Annotated in this window: 22 protein-coding genes; 9 read left to right on the top strand and 13 right to left on the bottom strand. The window is 66.4% G+C overall.

Going from position 1 to position 18,961, the window contains the following annotated elements:
- The first annotated feature begins 6 nt into the window (after positions 1 to 6).
- On the top strand, positions 7 to 243 hold the full coding sequence (locus ACWF4Z_RS12150) for an SCO4848 family membrane protein (protein WP_452243031.1): 237 nt from the start codon (positions 7 to 9) through the stop codon (positions 241 to 243).
- On the opposite strand, the gene ACWF4Z_RS12145 is transcribed toward ACWF4Z_RS12150, so the two are convergent.
- The gene (locus ACWF4Z_RS12145; protein WP_452243030.1) at positions 215 to 955 is read right to left on the bottom strand and encodes an AraC family transcriptional regulator; all 741 of its coding nucleotides are present in this window, start codon (positions 953 to 955) and stop codon (positions 215 to 217) included. The two genes, ACWF4Z_RS12150 and ACWF4Z_RS12145, sit on opposite strands and share 29 nt — an antisense overlap.
- 164 nt (positions 956 to 1,119) lie before the next feature.
- On the opposite strand from ACWF4Z_RS12145, the gene ACWF4Z_RS12140 reads away from it, so the two are divergent.
- Both ACWF4Z_RS12140 and ACWF4Z_RS12135 read left to right on the top strand, forming a co-directional pair.
- The gene (locus tag ACWF4Z_RS12140; RefSeq protein ID WP_452243029.1) at positions 1,120 to 1,527 is read left to right on the top strand and encodes a MarR family winged helix-turn-helix transcriptional regulator; all 408 of its coding nucleotides are present in this window, start codon (positions 1,120 to 1,122) and stop codon (positions 1,525 to 1,527) included.
- 74 nt (positions 1,528 to 1,601) lie between these two features.
- Positions 1,602 to 2,033, top strand: a complete 432-nt coding sequence (locus tag ACWF4Z_RS12135; protein ID WP_452243028.1) for a DUF2000 family protein — start codon at positions 1,602 to 1,604, stop codon at positions 2,031 to 2,033.
- Positions 2,034 to 2,037: 4 nt separating this feature from the next.
- On the opposite strand, the gene ACWF4Z_RS12130 is transcribed toward ACWF4Z_RS12135, so the two are convergent.
- The 7 genes from ACWF4Z_RS12130 to sdhC all read right to left on the bottom strand — a co-directional run bounded on the left by ACWF4Z_RS12130 (position 2,038) and on the right by sdhC (position 8,340).
- Complete coding sequence (locus ACWF4Z_RS12130; protein ID WP_452243027.1) at positions 2,038 to 3,195, bottom strand: hypothetical protein; 1,158 nt, start codon at positions 3,193 to 3,195, stop codon at positions 2,038 to 2,040.
- Between the two features lie 86 nt (positions 3,196 to 3,281).
- The gene (locus ACWF4Z_RS12125) at positions 3,282 to 4,487 is read right to left on the bottom strand and encodes a sialidase family protein (protein WP_452243026.1); all 1,206 of its coding nucleotides are present in this window, start codon (positions 4,485 to 4,487) and stop codon (positions 3,282 to 3,284) included.
- Positions 4,480 to 4,971, bottom strand: a complete 492-nt coding sequence (locus ACWF4Z_RS12120) for an RNA polymerase sigma factor (RefSeq protein ID WP_452243025.1) — start codon at positions 4,969 to 4,971, stop codon at positions 4,480 to 4,482. Before ACWF4Z_RS12120 ends, ACWF4Z_RS12125 begins: the two co-directional genes overlap by 8 nt.
- 80 nt (positions 4,972 to 5,051) lie before the next feature.
- The gene (locus ACWF4Z_RS12115) at positions 5,052 to 5,756 is read right to left on the bottom strand and encodes a succinate dehydrogenase iron-sulfur subunit (protein ID WP_452243024.1); all 705 of its coding nucleotides are present in this window, start codon (positions 5,754 to 5,756) and stop codon (positions 5,052 to 5,054) included.
- Positions 5,756 to 7,498 carry a succinate dehydrogenase flavoprotein subunit gene (gene sdhA, locus ACWF4Z_RS12110; RefSeq protein WP_452243023.1) on the bottom strand — a complete coding sequence of 581 codons (1,743 nt, stop codon included), beginning with the start codon at positions 7,496 to 7,498 and terminating at the stop codon, positions 5,756 to 5,758. Before sdhA ends, ACWF4Z_RS12115 begins: the two co-directional genes overlap by 1 nt.
- A gap of 7 nt (positions 7,499 to 7,505) precedes the next feature.
- Positions 7,506 to 7,961 carry a succinate dehydrogenase hydrophobic membrane anchor subunit gene (locus ACWF4Z_RS12105; RefSeq protein WP_452243022.1) on the bottom strand — a complete coding sequence of 152 codons (456 nt, stop codon included), beginning with the start codon at positions 7,959 to 7,961 and terminating at the stop codon, positions 7,506 to 7,508.
- A gap of 1 nt (position 7,962) precedes the next feature.
- Positions 7,963 to 8,340 (bottom strand): succinate dehydrogenase, cytochrome b556 subunit, encoded by a 378-nt coding sequence (gene sdhC, locus ACWF4Z_RS12100; protein WP_131352855.1) that lies wholly within the window; start codon positions 8,338 to 8,340, stop codon positions 7,963 to 7,965.
- A gap of 180 nt (positions 8,341 to 8,520) precedes the next feature.
- On the opposite strand from sdhC, the gene ACWF4Z_RS12095 reads away from it, so the two are divergent.
- Positions 8,521 to 9,336, top strand: coding sequence for an MBL fold metallo-hydrolase (locus tag ACWF4Z_RS12095; RefSeq protein WP_452243021.1), 816 nt, complete (start codon positions 8,521 to 8,523; stop codon positions 9,334 to 9,336).
- On the opposite strand, the gene ACWF4Z_RS12090 is transcribed toward ACWF4Z_RS12095, so the two are convergent.
- Positions 9,333 to 10,472, bottom strand: a complete 1,140-nt coding sequence (locus ACWF4Z_RS12090) for a glycosyltransferase (RefSeq protein WP_452243020.1) — start codon at positions 10,470 to 10,472, stop codon at positions 9,333 to 9,335. The two genes, ACWF4Z_RS12095 and ACWF4Z_RS12090, sit on opposite strands and share 4 nt — an antisense overlap.
- Entirely contained in the window at positions 10,469 to 11,593 is a 1,125-nt protein-coding gene (locus ACWF4Z_RS12085) for a glycosyltransferase family 4 protein (RefSeq protein WP_452243019.1), read from the bottom strand. Before ACWF4Z_RS12085 ends, ACWF4Z_RS12090 begins: the two co-directional genes overlap by 4 nt.
- Positions 11,594 to 12,098: 505 nt before the next feature.
- Between ACWF4Z_RS12085 and ACWF4Z_RS12080 the strand changes: the two genes are divergently transcribed.
- Together ACWF4Z_RS12080 and ACWF4Z_RS12075 are read left to right on the top strand one after the other, a co-directional pair.
- Positions 12,099 to 12,392: a toxin-antitoxin system HicB family antitoxin gene (locus ACWF4Z_RS12080; RefSeq protein WP_452243018.1), complete on the top strand. Its 294-nt coding sequence runs from the start codon at positions 12,099 to 12,101 to the stop codon at positions 12,390 to 12,392.
- Positions 12,393 to 12,827, top strand: coding sequence for a type II toxin-antitoxin system VapC family toxin (locus tag ACWF4Z_RS12075; protein WP_452243017.1), 435 nt, complete (start codon positions 12,393 to 12,395; stop codon positions 12,825 to 12,827).
- Between the two features lie 3 nt (positions 12,828 to 12,830).
- Here ACWF4Z_RS12075 and ACWF4Z_RS12070 read toward each other — a convergent pair whose 3' ends face one another.
- Both ACWF4Z_RS12070 and ACWF4Z_RS12065 read right to left on the bottom strand, forming a co-directional pair.
- A complete protein-coding gene (locus tag ACWF4Z_RS12070; RefSeq protein WP_452243016.1) occupies positions 12,831 to 13,268 on the bottom strand; it encodes a type II toxin-antitoxin system VapC family toxin in 438 nt (145 codons plus the stop codon).
- Positions 13,255 to 13,485, bottom strand: coding sequence for an AbrB/MazE/SpoVT family DNA-binding domain-containing protein (locus ACWF4Z_RS12065; RefSeq protein WP_452243015.1), 231 nt, complete (start codon positions 13,483 to 13,485; stop codon positions 13,255 to 13,257). Before ACWF4Z_RS12065 ends, ACWF4Z_RS12070 begins: the two co-directional genes overlap by 14 nt.
- A gap of 123 nt (positions 13,486 to 13,608) precedes the next feature.
- On the opposite strand from ACWF4Z_RS12065, the gene ACWF4Z_RS12060 reads away from it, so the two are divergent.
- The 3 genes from ACWF4Z_RS12060 (at position 13,609) to ACWF4Z_RS12050 (ending at position 17,231) form a co-directional block, all read left to right on the top strand.
- The gene (locus ACWF4Z_RS12060; RefSeq protein ID WP_452243014.1) at positions 13,609 to 15,189 is read left to right on the top strand and encodes an acyl-CoA mutase large subunit family protein; all 1,581 of its coding nucleotides are present in this window, start codon (positions 13,609 to 13,611) and stop codon (positions 15,187 to 15,189) included.
- A gap of 944 nt (positions 15,190 to 16,133) precedes the next feature.
- Positions 16,134 to 16,538, top strand: a complete 405-nt coding sequence (locus ACWF4Z_RS12055) for a hypothetical protein (protein WP_452243013.1) — start codon at positions 16,134 to 16,136, stop codon at positions 16,536 to 16,538.
- Between the two features lie 186 nt (positions 16,539 to 16,724).
- Positions 16,725 to 17,231 carry a hypothetical protein gene (locus tag ACWF4Z_RS12050; RefSeq protein WP_452243012.1) on the top strand — a complete coding sequence of 169 codons (507 nt, stop codon included), beginning with the start codon at positions 16,725 to 16,727 and terminating at the stop codon, positions 17,229 to 17,231.
- A gap of 288 nt (positions 17,232 to 17,519) precedes the next feature.
- Here the strand turns inward: ACWF4Z_RS12050 and ACWF4Z_RS12045 are convergent, their stop codons facing one another.
- Complete coding sequence (locus ACWF4Z_RS12045) at positions 17,520 to 18,716, bottom strand: hypothetical protein (RefSeq protein ID WP_452243011.1); 1,197 nt, start codon at positions 18,714 to 18,716, stop codon at positions 17,520 to 17,522.
- Positions 18,717 to 18,961: the final 245 nt, after the last annotated feature.

Below are 18,961 nucleotides of genomic sequence, written 5' to 3'. Positions count from 1 at the left end.
GAGTGGGTGAAGCTCGAACGCAAGCACGCCCTGATCCTGCTCGCCATCGCGGTCTGGAACGTCGTCACGTACCTCCGCTTCATCAAAGCGCTCGTCGACGACCCCGGCCGCCCGACCGGGTACTACGTCGCCCACACGATCCTGATCATCGTGAACCTGCTGATCGCGGCGCTGCTCGGCACCTGGGGTGTCCGCGCCTACAAGGCCGCCAAGGTCAGCCCTTCACAAAGCTCATCGGCGTGACGCCGAGCAGCTTGCGGAAATGGCGGTTCAGGTGGGACTGGTCGTAGAACCCGGCCAGCGTGGCCACCTCGGCGGCCGGATGCCCGTCGAGTAGGTACCGGCGGGCCAGATCCACCCGTCGGCCGGTCAGGTACCGATGCGGTGGCATCCCGTACTCCCGGCTGAACGCCCGGACCAGATGTGCTGGATGCGCATGCACCACCTTGGCCGCGTCGTCCAGCGTGATCCCGCCTGGCACGCTGGCGTCCAGTACGTCGCGCAGCCGTCCTGCGACTCCTGGATCGCGGTTGTTGACCGGATCGGCGACAGCTCGGCGCAGATGCTGGCCGAGCCGTTCCTCGATCAGAGTCAGCCGGCTCTGCGCTTCGAGGTCCTCCCGGCCGTCGACCAGGACCCCATGCAGCTGATGGATCCGGTGCCGCAGCAGCGGATCGACGTACTCGGGCCGATCGACAGCCGCGCCGATCAGCTGGTCACCAAGCCGCTCGGGCGCCAGATACAACACCCGCTTCCGGAACCCCTCCGGCCGAACCGACCGCCCATCATGCGGCACGTGCGGCGGCAACAGCGACACCTGCGCCTGAGCCAACCCATGCTCCCGATGGTCCAGGTCGTACCGCACCGCGCCCTCGTCAACGATCAGAACCGTCCACGCGTCATGCGTGTGCGTCGGGTACGCATGCGACGGAAAGTAGGCGTGCAGAACCTCCACAACCCCCTCCACACCAGGCCGCCAAGCCCGCACCTCCGCACCACCACTCACCCCTAAAACATACGCTGCGCCCGCACCTACAGCCCCCGAAGTAGGTGGTGGGCGGCAAGATCAGGTCAGGAGGTTTATATAAGGAAGTGGAGATGGCTGGTAGGGTTGGGGTTGTGGAGGTTTCTGTTCAGGAGGTTGGGGTTGCTGTTAAGCGGCTGCAATGGCGGCATCACAGTGAGGCCAGTAAGGGGTTGGCCGAGCTGGGGGTTTCGTTGCCGCAGTGGGATGTGTTGCGGCGGCTGCGGGAGAAGCCGGATGCGTCGTTGCATGACTTGGCTCAATTGACGTTTCAGACCGATCAGTCGATGGGGTCGTTGGCTGCCCGGATGGTGGCGCGTGGGTTGATCGAGCGCGTTGAGGGGCCTGGGCGGGCGATTCGCCACACGCTCACCCCTGAGGGCGAGCGGATCCGCGTGGCGGGTGGCAAGATTCTCGAGTCTGTGCTGACTGTGTCGTTGAGTCCCCTTTCGTCGGCGGAGCGATCGACCCTGCTGAAGTTGCTCACGAAGGCCGGCGCCTGACCTCCAGCAGGTTTGTCCTGGATGCTTAGAACGTACAAGACCTGACGCCGCCCACAGCGGCAGAGTTCTGAGCTGTGGATAACCCGAACGAGCCGATCAGATTCGACACCAAGATCGCCGTCCTGTTGCGCGACGACCTCGCGACCTGGCAACGCCTGAACGTGACCGCATTCCTCGTGAGTGGAATCGCCGGGACGCATGCCGAGGTCGTGGGCGCGCCGTACGAGGATGCCGACGGCACGCAGTACCTGCCGATGTTCAGGCAGCCGGTGATGGTGTTCGAGGGCAGCAAGGAGTTCATGACGGTTGCGCACGAGCGGGCGCTCAAGCGCGAGCTCGAGTGTGCCGTCTTCACCCAGGACTTGTTTGCCACCGGCAACGACCGCGACAACCGGGCGGCCGTCCGCGCGGTCCCGACGGCCGAGCTCGACCTGGTCGGGATCGCCGTCTACGGCCCGAAGAACGCCGTCGACAAGGTCCTCAAAGGCGCCGCAAAGCACCCGTAAGGCGTCACCGTGGCTGGAACGGCTTCCAGCTCTTCCCTTGATCGGTACTCAGCGCGACGCTCGACCCACGCCGACCGGTCTCGGGGCTGTACAGCAGGTCGGAGGTAGCGCCGAGCTCGGTCAGAAGACCGGGAGACCCCTTGTCCGGCTCCGCCGCGCCGTTGGTGATGCGGTAGAGCTGCGGTGACGTGCCACCACGCCGTACGCCGAGCATCACCGCGGACCCGTCGTCGAACGCGATCGGCGCCGCCTGCAGCCGCGAGGGAGGATGCAGCACCGTCGTCCAGTGCACACCGCGATCGGTCGAGATCTGCACCGACGCCACTGTCTCGACGTTGCCGATCGTGACCGCGGTCTTCACCAGCGTCTGGCCGTTCGGGCTGACCGCGAGCCGCCCACGCTGGTTGCGTTGGTCCAGCGGAGCCGAGCCCCACGACTGGCCGCCGTCGTCGGTCCAGACAATCTCCGTCCGGCCGACCCCGGTCAGCATCCAGCACCGGCCGGTGATGTCGCAGACCGGTGATCTCGTGCCGGACGTCTGCAGCATCCGCACGGTCAACTGCTCGAGGTTCACGACCACGATCCGCCCCGGCACGATCCGGTCAGTGAGGATCTCGCCGGCCTGGAAGGTCCGCGTCGGCGGGTCCGGCCGGAGCTTCGTGGTGACCGGTCCGTCGTACGTCAGCCGGAACAGCAGCGTCGGGTCGCCCAACAGCGTGCCCTCGCGCGGCGGAGCCACCGCGATCGCCTCGCCGCCGGCCCGCAGGATCGCATACGGCACCGGCCACTCCGGGGCGACCGACTTCTGCCCCTCCCGATCGAGGACGGCGGAGTACCGGCAGTTGCCACCGTTGTCACACGCGGACCAACCGGCCGCCCAGCGGTTCGGCGTCACCATCACGACCGACCGCACCTGCGCGCCCTTCGACTTCACCACCGCGCTGCCGTCCTTGACCGCGTTGGCGGGCTCGAGCGCGGTCGGCACTTGCACGGGCGCGGTCCGGTCGGTGATCCACAGAACAGACGCCAGTACGACGGATATCACGGCTGCTCCGACGCCGATGATGATCAGCGGCCGACGGCGGCTCCGTCCGCGGTGCCGGGACACCCACTCGACTCCACGACGGAAGTAGTCGTCGTAGATCTCGCGCAGCCGTTCCACACCTCATCCTCCCAGGTCCCAGGTTCCAGACGTCCGCCGACCAGGGTTGATTCGGTACGCGCTTATGAGTCAGATCACACCGATTCTTAACGGGCTGCGACGTACCGCCAGGTGGCGCCACGGTCGGTGCTGGTGGCGACCCTCGGCCCGCCCGGTCCGCCGGGCTGCGGGCCGTAGAGCCACTTGCTGTCGCCGTACAGGCCGGTGATCGAGGTGGGCGCACTCGCCAGCGGAGTGGCCTTGCCGTCGCCGATGCGGTAGAGCCGCGGCGAGGAGTCGTTGGCTCGCGCGCCCAGCACGACCGCAGTCCCGTCGTCGAAGACGACCGGTCCGGCATCACCGGACGACGCATAGTTCTGCACGGTCATCCAGTGCGCGCCGCGGTCCGCCGACATCTTCATCGTCGAGACGACCTGGATCTTGCCCTCGGTCTTGAACGACGCCGCCAGCACCGTGCGACCGTCGGGACTCACCGCGACCCGGCCGCTCTGGTTGTCCGGATCCAGCAGGTCCGAGTCCCAGTGCTTCCCGTTGTCGTCGGTCCAGGCGACGTCCGCCCGGCCGGTGCCGCTGAGGAACCAGGTCCGCCCGGTCGAGTCGACGACCGGCGACCTGTAGTCCGCCATCTCCAGCATCCGCATCGTCTCGTCCTCGAGATTCACGATCACGGTCTGACCTGGCACGATCCGGTCAGTGAGGATCTCGCCGGCCTTCCAGGTCGCCGTCGGTGGGGCGTACCGCAGCGCGGACGAGGTCATCCCGTCGGCGTTCGCGCGGACGAACCCGGCCGACTCCCAGCCTGGATCATCGCGCGTCAGCCGCTCGGACGAGGGGGCAGCGATGGCGATCACGTCCGACCCGACCCGCGCCGTCGTGTAGGGCTCCGAGCGTGCCGAGGTCACGGTCTTGCCGCCGTCGTTGAAATGCAGCACCGCCGCGTAGCTGCACGCGGCGCCGTTGGGACAGGATCGCCAGGCGGCCGCCCAGAGGACCGGCGATGCCATGCTGATCGAGTCGATCGTGGCATCCGTCGCCCCCACCACGGTCTCTCCCGGCTGGTCCACAGTTGTCGGTGTCGGGCCCGGAGCGACCGGGGGCTGCTCAGTGCGGGGTCGACCGGCCGACGGCAGCAGAACGGCAACCAGTACGGCGGCAGTCGCGGCCGCGATGCCCGTGACGACCAGGGCCTGCCGGCGGTGCCGACGTCGTACGCCCCGACGCTCCAGCTGCTCGAACGGCGTGGTCTCGACCTTCTCCTGCACCGTCCAGGCCAGGTTCTTCAGCTCAGACATGGTCGACCTCCTCGGCGAACTCGCGAACCAGCGGTGCCAGCCGGCTCCGGCCGCGGGCCAGCCGGGCCTTGACCGTCCCCTCCGGGACGCCGAGCTGAGCGGCGATCTCGCGGACCGGGAGGTCGACGATGTGGTGCAGAGTCAGCGCCTCACGCTGCTCCCACGGCAGCTGCCGCAGCGCGTCGACCAGCAGGACATGGTCGGGCGACAGCCCTGGTACGGAGTCCGGCGGCGGCCCGGCCCGGCTCATCAGCCCGTGGAACCGCATGGTCCGGCGGAAGCGCGTGCGCGCCACGTTCAGCGCGACTGTCCGTAGCCACGCCTCCGGGTTGTCCACCTGGGCGAAGCGACGCGGCTTCTCGACCGCGCGGACGAACGCCTCCTGTACGGCGTCCTCGGCCTCGGCCAAGTTGCCGCAGACGGAGTACAACTGCCCGACCAGCCGACGGTAGCAACCGTCGTACGCCTCGCGCAGGCCATCCATTGCGTCACCCCCAGTAAGGATCCAACCTCTGCCCGCACGACTCCCGGCGGCTAGAGGTTGGTTGCTGGGTGTGGTCTAGCTCACACTCGGCGGAAGATCAGCGCGCGCTTCACTTCCTGGATCGCCTTGGTGACCTCGATGCCGCGGGGGCAGGCATCGGTGCAGTTGAAGGTGGTCCGGCAGCGCCAGACGCCCTCCTTGTCGTTCAGGATCTCCAGCCGCTGCTCGGTGCCCTCGTCGCGGCTGTCGAAGATGAACCGGTGCGCGCCGACGATCGCCTGCGGGCCGAAGTACTGGCCGTCGGACCAGAACACCGGGCAGGACGTCGTACAGGCGGCGCAGAGGATGCACTTGGTGGTGTCGTCGAAGCGGTCGCGGTCGGCCTGGGACTGGATCCGCTCGCGGGTCGGCTCGTGGCCGCTGGTGACCAGGAACGGCATCACCGAGCGGTACGCGTCGAAGAACGGCTCCATGTCGACGACCAGGTCCTTGAGCACCGGCAGGCCCTTGATCGGCTCGACAGTGATCTCCTTGTGCGGATTCAGGTCCTTGATCAGCGTCTTGCAGGCCAGCCGGTTCCGCCCGTTGATCCGCATCGCGTCCGAGCCGCAGACACCGTGCGCGCAGGAACGCCGGAACGTCAACGTGCCGTCCTGCTCCCACTTGATCTTGTGCAGCGCGTCCAGGACCCGATCGGTCGGCTGCAGCGTGACGGAGTACGTCTTCCACTCGGACTCGTCGAGGACCTCGGGGTTGTACCGCAGGATCTTGACCTTGACGTCCATCAGTACTTCCGCTCCATCGGCTTGTAGCGGGTCTGGATCACCGGTTTGTAGTCGAGCCGGATGTTGATGTTGCCCTCGGCATCGACCTCGCGGTACGCCATCGTGTGTCGCATGAAGTTGACGTCGTCCCGGGTCGCGTAGTCCTCGCGGAAGTGACCGCCGCGCGACTCCTTGCGGGCCAGCGCGGAGACCACGAGCACCTCGGCGAGGTCGAGCAGGAACCCGAGCTCGACCGCCTCCAGCAGATCGGTGTTGAACCGTTTGCCCTTGTCCTGCACGCCGACCTGGGTGAACCGCAGCTTGAGCGCCTCGATGTCGACCAGCGCCTGCTTCAGCGAGCCCTCGGTCCGGTACACCTGCGCGTTCAGGTCCATCGTCGCCTGCAGGTCGGACCGGATCGCCGCGATCCGCTCCTCGCCGGGCGAGCTCCGCAGTCCCTCGACCAACTCCACGACGTACGCCTGGGGGTCGGTCGGCAGCTCCTCGAAGACAGCCGTCTCGGCGTACTCCGCGGCGGCGATCCCGGCCCGCCGGCCGAACACGTTGATGTCGAGCAACGAGTTCGTTCCCAGCCGGTTCGCGCCGTGCACGGAGACACATGCGACCTCACCCGCGGCGTACAGGCCGGGAATCACGGTGTCGTTGTCGGCCAGCGCCTCGCCCTTGATGTTGGTCGGGATCCCGCCCATCGCGTAGTGCGCGGTCGGGAAGACCGGGATCTGCTCGGTGTACGGCTCCACGCCCAGATACGTCCGCGCGAACTCCGTGATGTCGGGCAGCTTCGCGTCGATGTGCGCGGGCTCCAGGTGCGTCAGGTCGAGCATCACGTACGCGCCGTCCGGACCGCAGCCGCGACCCTCACGAACCTCGTTCGCCATCGCTCGGGCGACCATGTCCCGCGGCGCGAGGTCCTTCACGGTCGGCGCGTACCGCTCCATGAAGCGCTCGTTGTCCTTGTTCCGCAGGATTCCGCCCTCGCCACGAGCGGCCTCGGACAGCAGTACGCCGAGACCCGCCAGGCCGGTCGGGTGGAACTGGAAGAACTCCATGTCCTCGAGCGGCAGACCCTTCCGCCACACGATGCCCATGCCGTCACCGGTGAGGGTGTGCGCGTTGGACGTCGTCCGGAAGACCTTGCCGAAACCACCGGACGCGAAGATCACGGACTTCGCCGAGAACACGTGCAGCTCGCCGGTGGCCAGCTCGTAGGCGACCACGCCGCTGGCCTTGCCGTCGGTCATCAACAGGTCGAGAACGTAGTACTCGTTGAAGAACTCGACGTTCTGCTTGATGCACTGCTGGTACAGCGTCTGCAGGATCATGTGACCGGTCCGGTCGGCCGCGAAGCAGGAACGCCGTACGACGGCCTCACCGTGGTTGCGCGTGTGGCCGCCGAAGTACCGCTGGTCGATCTTGCCTTCGGGGGTCCGGTTGAAGGGGAGACCCATCTTCTCCAGGTCCAGGACCGCGTCGACGGCCTCGCGGCACATCACCTCGGCCGCGTCCTGGTCGACCAGGAAGTCACCACCCTTGACCGTGTCGAAGGTGTGCCACTCCCAGTTGTCCTCCTCGACGTTGGCCAGCGCGGCGCACATGCCGCCCTGGGCCGCGCCGGTGTGCGACCGGGTCGGGTAGAGCTTCGTGAGTACGGCGGTACGGGTCCGCTTGCTCGACTCGAGAGCGGCACGCATGCCTGCGCCGCCCGCGCCGACGATGATGACGTCGTACTGGTGCTGCTGCATGACTTCCTTACTTACAGACAGACAATGTGGAGTTGGGATCGAGGCACGGGTCGAAGGTGAAGATCACCAGGGTGCCGAGGACGACGACCACCAGCGCGGCCGTGATCAGCAGGGCCTTGAGCCAGAAGCGGGTCTGGTCCTTCTCGGCGTAGTCGTTGATGATCGTGCGCAGCCCGTTGCTGCCGTGCAGCATCGCCAGCCACAGCATCAGCAGGTCCCAGACCTGCCACAACGGGTTGGCCCATTTGCCGGCCACGAAGCCGAAGTCCAGCGCGGTGATCCCGCCGCCGAGCATGAGGTTCACGAACAGGTGGCCGAGCACCAGGATGACCAGCGCGAGACCGGACAGCCGCATGAACAGCCAGCTGTAGAGCTCGAAGTTGGTCTGACCGGACCGGTTCCGGCCGCCGCCCTTGACCGAACGGCTGCGCGAACTCGACCGCGGTGCGGCGATGTCGCTCATCTCAACCTCCGAACACGTGGGTCAGATGGCGGATGACGAACGGAACGAACAGGACCACCCAGATCACGCCGACGCCGATCATCAGTTGGCGCTGGTAGCGCGGGCCCTTGGCCCAGAAATCAACCAGGATCAGCCGGATGCCGTTGAACGCGTGGAACAGGATCGCCGCCACCAGCCCGACCTCGAGCAGGCCGACGATCGGGTTCTTGTAGGTGCCGATGACCTCGTTGTAAGCCTCTGGGGAGACCCGGACCAGTGCGGTGTCCAGGACGTGCACCAGCAGGAAGAAGAAGATCCCCACGCCGGTGATCCTGTGCGCGACCCACGACCACATGCCCTCCCGGCCGCGGTACAGCGTGCCGGCTGGTTTGCTGGGCACCAGATCCTCCTCGCACGAGTTTGCCGAATCGTCTTGATGCTAGACCCGCGCGCGGCGCGGAAATGTCATGACAGCTGTGACATCGATCGCGGAGGATGTGATTTCGGTCGCGTCGCGGCTTGACTTCAACCGAGCTTGAACGCATTGGCTGAGGGCATCCGAGCGAAGGGGAGAATTACGGTGAGTTTCTGGATCTGTGCAACCTGTGCGGTGGAGCACTCCGAACAGGTGGACGTCTGCGCGATCTGCGCCGACGAACGTCAATGGGTGCCCGCCGACGGTCAGCACTGGACCACGCTCGAGGAGCTGGCCGCCGCCGGCACCGAGGTCACGATCGACGAGGTCGAGCCGGACCTGTACGGCGTTCGCTCGAAGCCTCCGGTGGGGATCGGTCAGCAGTCGATGCTGGTGCGGACCGCTGCGGGCAACCTGCTCTGGGACCCGATCGGGTACGTCGACGACGACGCCGTACGGCGGGTGCGTGAGGTCGGCGAGGTGGTCGCGATCATCGCGAGTCACCCGCACATGTACGGCGTCCAGGTCGAGTGGAGTCACCGCCTCGGCAACGTACCGGTGTACGTGTCCGAGCCGGACGCGGAGTGGGTCGCGCGGCCGGACCCGGTGATCCAGACCTGGTCGGGCACGCTGAACCCGTTACCGGGGGTGACCCTGATCCAGCCCGGCGGGCACTTCCCGGGCAGTGCCGTGGTGCACTGGGCGAACGGTGCCGAGGGCAACGGTGTGATCCTGTCCGGCGACACGATCTTCGCGAACCCGGACCGCACCTCGGTCAGCTTCATGCGCAGCTACCCGAACCGGATCCCGCTGTCCGGCGCGGTTGTCGACCGGGTCGCCCGGGCGCTCGACCCGTTCGAGTACGACCGGTTGTACAACAACTTCGGCTCGGTGATCCCGGTCGACGCCAAGGCCGTCGTACGCCGTTCCGCCGACCGCCACGCCGCCTGGGTCCGCGGCGACTACGACCACCTGACCTAGGCGGCCAAGCGGCCTTCGGCCAGGCGGGTGTGGAGGGCGAGCATGTGGCGGATGCAGGAGTCCCAGTCGTAGAGCTCGGCCCGGCGACGGGCCGCGGCTCGGCGGCCGGGGACCTGCGTCAGCCGCAGCACGGCGTCGGCGAGGTCGGCGGCGTTCGCGGGTGCCCACCGGCCGCAGCTCTCGTCGACCAGTTCACGGGCGCCACCCCGGTTCGCCGTGACGACCGGCGTACCGGCGGCCAGTGCCTCCAGGACGGCAAGTCCGAACGTCTCGCCCGGGCACACAGACAACGCGATGTCCGCCTCGGCGAGGTGACGGGCGAGGGTCTGGCGACCGTCGACGTACCCGTGGAAGGTGATCGGGGCGTCGCCGGCGATCTCGATCAGCTCGTCGAGGTGCGGTCCGGATCCGTAGACGTCCATCCGCAGGTTGACGCCGCGCCGGTGCAGCTCGACGGCCGTGGCGACCGCGAGGTGCGGGCTCTTCTCGCGCGACAGCCGGCCGGCGTGCACGAGCTTCAGTACGCCGTCGTCGACCGGTTCACCCAGTGCGGGGTGGAACGTGTCCAGGTCGACCCCGAGCGGGATCCGGACCAGCGGCGTGGTCACCTCGTCGAACTCGGCGGCCGCGTAGCGCGAGGTCACGACGACCGCGTCGTACGTCCGGCTGAGGAGCTTGTAGAGCGCGCCGACGCCGACGATCACGCCTTGGCGGTACTGGGCGCCTTCACCACCGAGCGTGCGCGGCTTCGCGGTGTACAGCGACAGCATCGCGTCGAGCCGTTCGTGGCTGAACAGCACCGAGCCGATGTCGTTCTTGCGGGCCCAGCGCGCGACCGGCAGCAGCGTCGACTTGTCCGAGATCTCCACCGTGGTCGGGCGGAACTTCTCGAGCGTCTCGATCACCTTCCACGGGTCGATGATCATGCGGTACCCGCCGGCGATCTTCAGCGCCTTCGTCCGGACCACGGTGCCGAACTCGGTCTCGACCACCACGTCCTTCTCGCCCGGGGTGATCACGATCCGTTCGGCGCCGGCCTCGACGTACCCCTGACCGACGTGCTCGATCGCGGTCCGCATCCCACCGGACGTCGGCCCGACGAAGTTGGCCAGCTGGGCAATGCGGAGTCTGCTCATGCGACCCGCCGGACCGCTGCGGCCTCGGCGAGGACCTCGGCGTAGTGCCGGTCCACCAGGTCGTCGACCACCGCCGGCCAGGTCTTGGTCTGCACGCGTTCCAGGCCGCTGGCGGCCATCCGGCTCCGGGCGGTCGGGTGGTCCAGCATGACCTTGACCTGCTCCCGCAGCGATCCGTGCTCACCCGGCTCGAACAGCAGGCCGTTCTCACCCGGGTGGATCAGGTCGAGCGGTCCGCCCGCGGCCGGGCCGACCGTCGCGACGCCCGAGGCCTGCGCCTCCTGGATCGTCTGGCAGAAGGTCTCGTGTTCACCGGTGTGCACGAAGACATCCAACCCCGCGAAGATCGAGGCCAGGTCGGCGCCCCGGCGCATTCCGAGGAAGGTTGCGTTCGGCAACGTGTGCTCGAGCGAGGCCCGGTCCGGTCCGTCGCCGACGATCACGATGCGGCAGTCGAGGTCGGACAGCTCGGCGAGCCTGCGGACCTTCTTCTCCGCGGCCAGGCGGCCGACGTACCCGACGATCGGCTTGCCGTCCGGCGAGATCTGCCGGCGCCACTCCTCGTCGCGGTGCTTGGGGTCGAACAGGTCCAGGTTCACGCCGCGGCCCCACAGGTGGACCCGGGGGACGCCGCCCTGTACGAGGGCCTGTACCGACGTGGTCGACGGCGCGAGGGTCCGGTCGGCGCGCGAGTGCGTACGCCGTACCCAGCGCCAGATCCCCTTGTCCGCGGCGGCGAACCACGGGTACTGACGGGCGAACCCGGCGATGTCGGTCTGGAAGATCGCGACCGTCGGCAGGCCCAGCTTGCGTGCCGCGCGCAGCCCGTAGGCGCCGATGATGAACGGCGACGCGAGGTGGACGAGATCCGGCTTGAAGTCGGCCATCGCCCGTTCGATCGAGGGATCGGGCAGACCGACAGGGAACTCCTTGTAGCCCGGGGTCCGGAAGCTGCGGGCCCGGATCACCGGGACATCCGCGTACCGGTCGGGACCGGGTCCGGGAGCGATGATCAGCAGTTCGTGCCCGCGGGCACGGAGCCGATCGGCGACGTGGCGAGCCGTGTTCGCCACGCCATTGATCTGAGGCAGGAAGGTCTCAGCCACCATCACGATGCGCACACCTGTGAGGTTCCCCACCGCGCATGAACCCTAGGCGACACTCTCGTAACGCGCCGTCGATGCCCTGTCGACGGGTCCGAGGCAGCCCGATGGCCGTCAGGTGACCACCCGGCTGTGCTTGGTAAGACCTATGCGAACTCTGAGGATCGGCCGGCGCTGCTGATGCAGTTCAGTTGGTACTACCCGCCGGACCTGCCGCAGGCGCCCTCGACGGGCGAGAGTGGCTTGCGGAGTCTGGCGGCACGGAAAGGTGACCGCGGCAACGGTCTTGGGAGTTGGGTGACTTCGCGGGTCAGTTGCTGAGCTCGTTCCAAACTTCGTGTTCACTTCAGGTTCACCCTCGAATCGGCCGATCAGTTCGATCCCGGCCGACGAGCTGGGCACCCTCACCCCGTCGATGACCCAGTTCCTCGCCACCACCTAACCCGAGTCCCAGACCTTCAACTGCGACGCCCCTCGACGAGAGTGATAGCTATCATCAAACATCGGTGATAGCATTCACGGCATGAGGCAAATTCTGCTGCGGGTGCCAGACGATCTCCACGCGCGGCTGGCGGCGCGTGCGCGTGAACGCGGCCAGTCGGTGAATGCGCTGGCGACCGAGCTCCTCGACCATTCGATCGAGGAGGATCCAGCGTCGATCCGACGCCGAGTCCGTGCGAAAGCCCACCAACTCGGCGTGCTCGCCGAGCCGCACCGGCCGCGGCGGGTTCTCTCGATGGACGAACGGCAAGCAGCGCTCGACTCTGCCCGAGGTCTCGGCCCGGTGCTGGACGAGATCTTCGAGGATGGTCGCTAGGTGATCATCTACGTCGACTCCTCTGTTCTCGCGCGGGCGTACCTGCCGGACGAGGACGGGCACGAGGCCGCCAGCCAGCTGCTCTTCGGCGAGGACGCGCTCGTCTCCTCGACGTGGACGTTGGTCGAGGTGACCAGCGCGCTCAGCCGCGCGGCGCGCCGCGGCCGGGGTGATCTGGACAGCCTGCTGGCAGCGTTCGAATCGGATACCTCGGCAGACGGTCCGGTCACCTTGCTACGACCCGATCAGATCGCCGTCGAGACCCGCGCGATCGAGATCGCCGCCCACCACGCTCTACGCTCTCTCGACGCACTTCACCTCGCCGTCGCCGAACTGGCTGCGCTGCCACTCGCCGCGCCCGAGGAATGCGGCTTCGCCACCCGCGACGATGCTCAAGCCGAAGTAGCCACAAAGCTTGGATTCACCGTCGTCTGAGTCTCAGTTGGACGGGGTGAGCAGGGGGACGGAGGGGAAGTACGAGCTGTAGCGGGTGTCGTCGCGCGTGAGGAGGCGGTGGCCGGCGACTGCCGCGTGGGCGCCGATGTAGAAGTCGGCGAGCGGCGACCTCTGCGTGCCGCCCCGCCGCCGGTACGACAGGTACGCCTTGCCCGCCAGGAAGCCGGCCTCGAACGGCAGCGGCTCGCGACGCAGCTCCGCGTCCTCCAGCACCTCGTCCAGCTCCTCGATCGACGTGAAGTCCACCGAGATCTCGGCGTACACGATCGGGTTGATGATCAGCGGACCTTGGTCCGCGGCCTGTGCGATCGCGTCCTCGGACCAGTCGGCCCACTTCGGGTCGTTCGTGGTCAGATCCAGGATCACGCAGGCGTCTACCAGGGTCGTCGGCCGGACCAGCCTGAGGTCAGTCCTCGCCACGGAGTAGACCCATGATTTCGTCGGTACTCATCCCGCTCGAGCCTCGCCCACGCAGCCGGGAGGCGATCCGCCGTCCGTGGGGCCGGCTCTCCTGAGCTCTGGTCAGATGGACGACGTTGTCGTGGATCTCGAACTCGACGTCGTCTCCCTCGTGGAGCCCGAGATGCTCGCGGATCTCGGCGGGAATCGTCAGCTGCCCTTTCGCCCTGAGCTTCATCCGAGACCTCCTACGGTAAGAATCCGACTAGTAGGAATCCTACTTCATTCAGTCACCCGGGGTGCTGGATCTCACCTGGGTGGTGCGTACCAGTGGGGCGGTGGTTCGGCCTACGGTGGGAGGATGAGTCATCGGAGTGAGTCGGGGTTCGAGATCGCGCCGGTGTACGGAGCGGACGCGCTGGACGGGTTCGAGCCCGAGGAGAAGCTGGGCGAGCCGGGCAGGTTCCCGTTCACCCGTGGTGTGTATCCGACGATGTACACCCAGCGGCCGTGGACCATGCGCCAGTACGCCGGATTCGGTACGGCGGCCGAGTCGAACCAGCGCTATCACCAGCTGATCGACGCCGGGACCATGGGCCTTTCGGTCGCCTTCGACCTGCCGACCCAGATGGGGTACGACTCCGACGCCCCGATCGCGCACGGCGAGGTCGGCAAGGTCGGCGTGGCGATCGACTCGATCGACGACATGCGGGTGCTGTTCGACAACATCCCGCTGGACCAGGTCTCCACCTCGATGACGATCAACGCGCCGGGATCGGTGCTGTTGCTGCTGTACCAACTCGTCGCCGAGGAGCAGGGCGTCGCCGGTGACAAGCTCACCGGGACGATCCAGAACGACGTACTCAAGGAATACATTGCCCGCGGCACCTACATCTATCCGCCCAAGGAGTCGCTGCGGCTGATCAGCGACATCTTCGCGTACTGCCAGACGGAGTTGCCGCGCTGGAACACGATCTCGATCTCCGGCTACCACATGGCCGAGGCGGGGGCGACGCCCGCGCAGGAGATCGCGTTCACGTTGGCCGACGGGATCGAGTACGTGCGTACGGCGGTCGCCGCAGGGCTCGACGTCGACACGTTTGCGCCGCGGCTGTCGTTCTTCTTCGTCTCGCGTACGACACTGCTCGAGGAGGTCGCCAAGTTCCGGGCCGCTCGGCGGATCTGGGCGCGGGTGATGCGGGATTCCTTTGGTGCGCAGAATCCGAAGTCGTTGATGTTGCGGTTCCATACGCAGACGGCCGGCGTGCAGCTGACCGCGCAGCAGCCGGAGGTCAATCTCGTCCGGGTCGCGATTCAGGGACTGGCCGCCGTACTGGGTGGGACGCAGTCTCTGCACACGAACTCCTACGACGAGGCGATCGCCCTTCCCACCGAGAAGGCGGCCCGGCTGGCGCTTCGTACGCAGCAAGTGCTCGCGTACGAAACCGACATCACCGCGACGGTCGATCCGTTCGCCGGTTCCTATGTTGTCGAGTCGCTCACCGACGAGGTCGAGGCCGCCGCGGTCGAGCTGATGGACCAGGTCGAGGAGTACGGCGGTGCCGTCGCCGCGATCGAGCAAGGTTTTCAGAAGCAGGAGATCGAGCAGTCCGCGTACCGCATCGCCCAGGAGATCGACTCGGCCGAACGGGTGGTCGTCGGGATGAACAAGTACCGGATCGCCGAGGAGGAGCCGTACGAACCCCTCCGCGTCGACCCCGCGATCGAGGCCCAACAGGTAGCCCGCCTGGCCAAACTCCGCGCCGACCGAGACCAGGCGGCCGTAGACGAGGCCCTAACTGCCCTCAAGAAAGCAGCCGAGGGCACCGACAACTGCCTACCCCCCATGAAACAAGCCCTCAAAGCCCGAGCCACCGTAGGCGAAGTCTGCAACACCCTCCGAGAAGTCTGGGGCACCTACATCCCCGCCGACACCTTCTAAACAACACCACTCGGCCCCGTCCAAAGAACACCGCTCCGCGGCGACTGTTCCCTTGCCGCCTCCGGCGGGTGCGCATGACGTGCGACGGGCTGAATGTGGTCGGCGCCTGGGAGCTGTGGTTGGGACGCGAATGGACGCCGCTGCGCGGCGACAGCCTTCTGCGCCTTCGGCGGGAGCGCAGATCGGGTCACGCGCGCCTGGTTTGCGCAGAAGGATCGTGGTGAGTGGGAATCCAGTAGGTGGCGGACACACCACTTCGTGGCACCTGTCTGTTGCCGCCCTCGGCGGGTGCTCCTCATGTGGAGGAGCCTGAGTGTGCTCGGCGCCGCGGACTGTAATCACGCGGCCGGTCGACCAGCGAAGGGGCTCAGCCGGGTGTGGTGAGAACGATCGATTCTCAACACCGTGGCCGCGAGAGCTGACCGGTCGCCTAGGGCGGGTTGCCACCTCAGGCAGCATTACGGGCGCCCGCGAAAGAGCGCCCGCAGTCTTCGAGAGTCGGCCCGGTCGAATCATCGAACGCGGCCGCGGGCACGATGTGGATCAGAACGCCGGGAGTGCCAGCAACCCAACGAAGCCCTGGATTGAAGTCACCATTTGGCCCCGCCTCCGCTTCCCAATGCAACGCCGGATACGCATGTCTATGAGGAAACCGTGACTGGAGCGGAGGGCCGTGGAAGCAGGAGAACGATCCCGGTCTCTACAACGCTGGCTATTGGGACAATGACGAGAACGGAAGTACGACTGAAGGTGTCGTGTGTGTGCCCAAAATGTACGGCGTGAGGAACCTGAACGACTTCAACTTCGACGACCGTGTCTCATCATTCAGACTGGATATCGGCAGTTGCCCGTCAGGCACAACCACGATCGGCTCCTACAAGCCGAACCCATAAACCATGCGTCGCAAGGCAGCGTTGCTCCTGGCCAGCGCTAGTTTGAGCATCATGCCTCTAGCCGCGGTCGCCGGACAGGGCGAGCCGAAGGGATCCAGCGTGAACCAGCACGAACAGGCGCTCGCGAAATGCCTCGAGAAGTACGATATTCGACTGTTCGAAGACGAGTCCGGCAGTCTACGCCTCGGCGGTGATGTGAACAGGATGGAGGAGGCGACGCTGCGTGGACCGTGCGGCGCGCTGGTGAATACCGAGATTCAAGGCAAGCTTGAGTTGTTCTATGCAGACCAGAATAGGGCAGTTGTTGCGTGTCTGCGGCGTCACGGCGTTAATGCCGTCTACGACGAAGGCGACCGGCCAGGCATCCAGATTGTGGAAACGCACCCGCAACTACAGGAGCACCTGGAAAGGTGCGCCGCGGAGGTCTTCGCGGCAGCACGAAACGACGGGCTCTGAGGACGAGTGAACACTTCTCGTAATGAACACCAGGACCTGGCCGAGGGACGGTCCTGGTGACATTTTCGGCAGCGGTAGCGGTCAGCGCGCGGGGACTGCGCAAGACCTACCGCAGCAGGCAGGGCCGGAGGACCTGAGACCAGATTCACCGAACTTGTTCCTGAGATCCTTCTTGGTTCCGGTTACATGCTCGGCCTTCTCGCTTTCCTGATTGGAGCCAGCTTCATCGGCGCCGACTTCAGCACCGGCTCGATCGCCACCTGGCTGACCTTCGAGCCGCGCAGGCTCCGCGTCTACATCAGCAAGCTTGCAGCGCCCTCTCTCGTTGCAGCGCCAGTAGCAATCCTCGTTGTCAGCTTGCTGACGGGTGGAATTTGGCTGATCGTCGATCGCTATGGGTCGACTGCCGGCGTCACTGCCAACACATGGGGCGACCTGGCCGGCACGGCAGGACGAATCATCCTGCTTACTTGCGCCAGCGCGATTGTCGGTACGGCCGTGGGGCTAATGACGCGCCATACGGCCGCCGCCCTGGGCATTGTAATCGCCTACTTGGTGTTGATCGAAGGCACGTTCTCCGGGGTGCTCCAACAACACCAGGTATGGCTGGTCGGGGCAAATATCCGCGGTTGGATCCACCACGGAACGACCTACCCTGCCCTTGAGTGCAGCCCTGTGGCAGATGGCAACTAGCATTTGCTGGCGGAGTTGTTCCATCTCGTCGCGTGGGATTGGTTCGCCTTCGGTGGAGATGGCGTATCTCCAGTCGTCGTCGGCGTACCGGTAGAGTCTCAGCCAGGCTCGGCCTTGCGCGGGCTCGCGGAGATCGCGCTTACCGAACAGCTGGTCCCAGTCGTCGCTCATTCGCCCACGGGGTTTCAGGCCCAGGCGTTCCTGCAGTATCTGCAGCTTCGGCCCGTCGACCTCGCCCCGCATGAACACATCGAGCTGCGGCTTCAGCATCACGCTCTCCTATCTGAGCTAGTCCCGCTCTGCTTGGGCGTTCGCGATCGCGGCTTCGAGGGTTTCCGAGGCAGGGGAGAACGCGAAGACGGTGTTGTCGCCGACCAGGTAGACCGGGCCGGCGCCGTTGCGTGGTGAGAAGACAAGCCAGTCGTCCTGCTGCTCGATTGCATAGTGGTCGAGATCTGCTGTGGTGGAGGTACGCCCAGGCTCCTCAGAGTTGTCGGTGAGCCAGGCGGTTAGCCGCCGTCGTGCCGCGCCCAGCCGGTTGGGCGCGATCTGCTGCTCTCCCGGCAGAGGGATCTGCTCTGACACCGTGAGCCCTGCCGCTTCAACGACCGCCAGCATTTGCCGCCGGAGCTGTTCCACTTCCGCGTGTGGGATCAGCCCAGCGTCCGCGGACACTTGGAGACTCCAATAATCGTCGGCATGCCTGAACAGATTCAGCTCCGCCCGGCCTTGTTCGGGCGCCCGGAGAGCTCGCTCACCGAACTCCTGGTCCCAGCCGTCGTCTATCCGCCCGCGTGGAGTGAGATCCAGACGCTCCCGCAAGATCCTCAGCGCTGTGCCGTCGACCTCACCCTGTAGGTAGATGTTGAGCAGCCGCATCGCACTCTCCTGTCTGGGCTCATCCCTCTGGGCTTGTGCGTTGGCGATCGCGGTTTCGAGGGTTTCGCGGCTGGGTGCGTAGGAGTAGATGGTGTCGTCGGAGACCAGGTAGACGCGGTTGGTGCGGGCGGGTGGGGTGAAGATGAGCCAATCGTCTCTGGTCGTGACGGTGTATTCGGCGAGGTCGTCTGCGCTGAAGTGCCGGCCGGTGATCGGCGACTTCTCCGTCATCCAGGCAGCCAACCGTTCCCGCGCGGCCGGTCGGTCAGGTGATCGGGTCTCGGCGGGGTGGTCGTTGACAATTCGGAGGCCGAGCTCGCTCGCCGTGCTGATGATCTGCTGGCGAAGGTCCTGGAGCTCTGCAGCTGACAGTGGTTCGGACTCGTAGCTGACCAGGAGGCTCCAGGAGGTGTCGGCGTCTCTCGTCAGATCGAGCCACAACCGCTCTGCGCTTCCCGGCCGAAGGTCTCGATGTCCGAAAATCACGTCCCAGTCATCCGACAGCCGCCCGCGCTTCCGCAGCCCCAACCGATCGCGCAGAAGCTCGAGTCTGCTATCACCCAACATGTCTCCCTCCAGATCGACCTGGAGTTGTACTTGCATCATCCGAGCTGCCTCCGAGTGTTCTGGATCGCGGACTAGAGGGTTGCGCGGCTGGCAGGGGTGTACTCACGGCGACCCCAGGATTCGCTTGGTTCGATCACGTTGCGTTGATCCTGGTTGACGGGCCGGGTTGTGGTCAACGAGGGTTTGCGGAGCCTGATGCTCCTATAGATCGTTGGGTGTCAAGTCTGGGGTGAGGGCTTGGGTGATGAGGGGTAGGAGTTCGCGGCAGAGTGCGCGTTTGAGGC

It is taken from the genome of Kribbella sp. NPDC055071 (genome assembly GCF_053608045.1).
The sequence above is the reverse complement of the archived record's forward strand: the minus strand, read 5'-3'. Positions and strand labels throughout refer to the sequence as shown.

Bases quoted from the DNA above. Each gene is read 5' to 3' on its own strand.
- ACWF4Z_RS12120 (WP_452243025.1), bottom strand. From the start codon at position 4,971: ATGGATGGCCTGCGCGAGGCGTACGACGGTTGCTACCGTCGGCTGGTC.
- ACWF4Z_RS12060 (WP_452243014.1), top strand. From the start codon at position 13,609: ATGAGTCATCGGAGTGAGTCGGGGTTCGAGATCGCGCCGGTGTACGGA.
- ACWF4Z_RS12115 (WP_452243024.1), bottom strand. From the start codon at position 5,756: ATGGACGTCAAGGTCAAGATCCTGCGGTACAACCCCGAGGTCCTCGAC.
- ACWF4Z_RS12080 (WP_452243018.1), top strand. From the start codon at position 12,099: ATGAGGCAAATTCTGCTGCGGGTGCCAGACGATCTCCACGCGCGGCTG.
- ACWF4Z_RS12090 (WP_452243020.1), bottom strand. From the start codon at position 10,472: ATGAGCAGACTCCGCATTGCCCAGCTGGCCAACTTCGTCGGGCCGACG.
- ACWF4Z_RS12105 (WP_452243022.1), bottom strand. From the start codon at position 7,961: ATGAGCGACATCGCCGCACCGCGGTCGAGTTCGCGCAGCCGTTCGGTC.
- sdhA (WP_452243023.1), bottom strand. From the start codon at position 7,498: ATGCAGCAGCACCAGTACGACGTCATCATCGTCGGCGCGGGCGGCGCA.
- ACWF4Z_RS12055 (WP_452243013.1), top strand. From the start codon at position 16,134: ATGCCTCTAGCCGCGGTCGCCGGACAGGGCGAGCCGAAGGGATCCAGC.
- ACWF4Z_RS12065 (WP_452243015.1), bottom strand. From the start codon at position 13,485: ATGAAGCTCAGGGCGAAAGGGCAGCTGACGATTCCCGCCGAGATCCGC.
- ACWF4Z_RS12045 (WP_452243011.1), bottom strand. From the start codon at position 18,716: ATGATGCAAGTACAACTCCAGGTCGATCTGGAGGGAGACATGTTGGGT.
- ACWF4Z_RS12050 (WP_452243012.1), top strand. From the start codon at position 16,725: ATGCTCGGCCTTCTCGCTTTCCTGATTGGAGCCAGCTTCATCGGCGCC.
- ACWF4Z_RS12125 (WP_452243026.1), bottom strand. From the start codon at position 4,487: ATGTCTGAGCTGAAGAACCTGGCCTGGACGGTGCAGGAGAAGGTCGAG.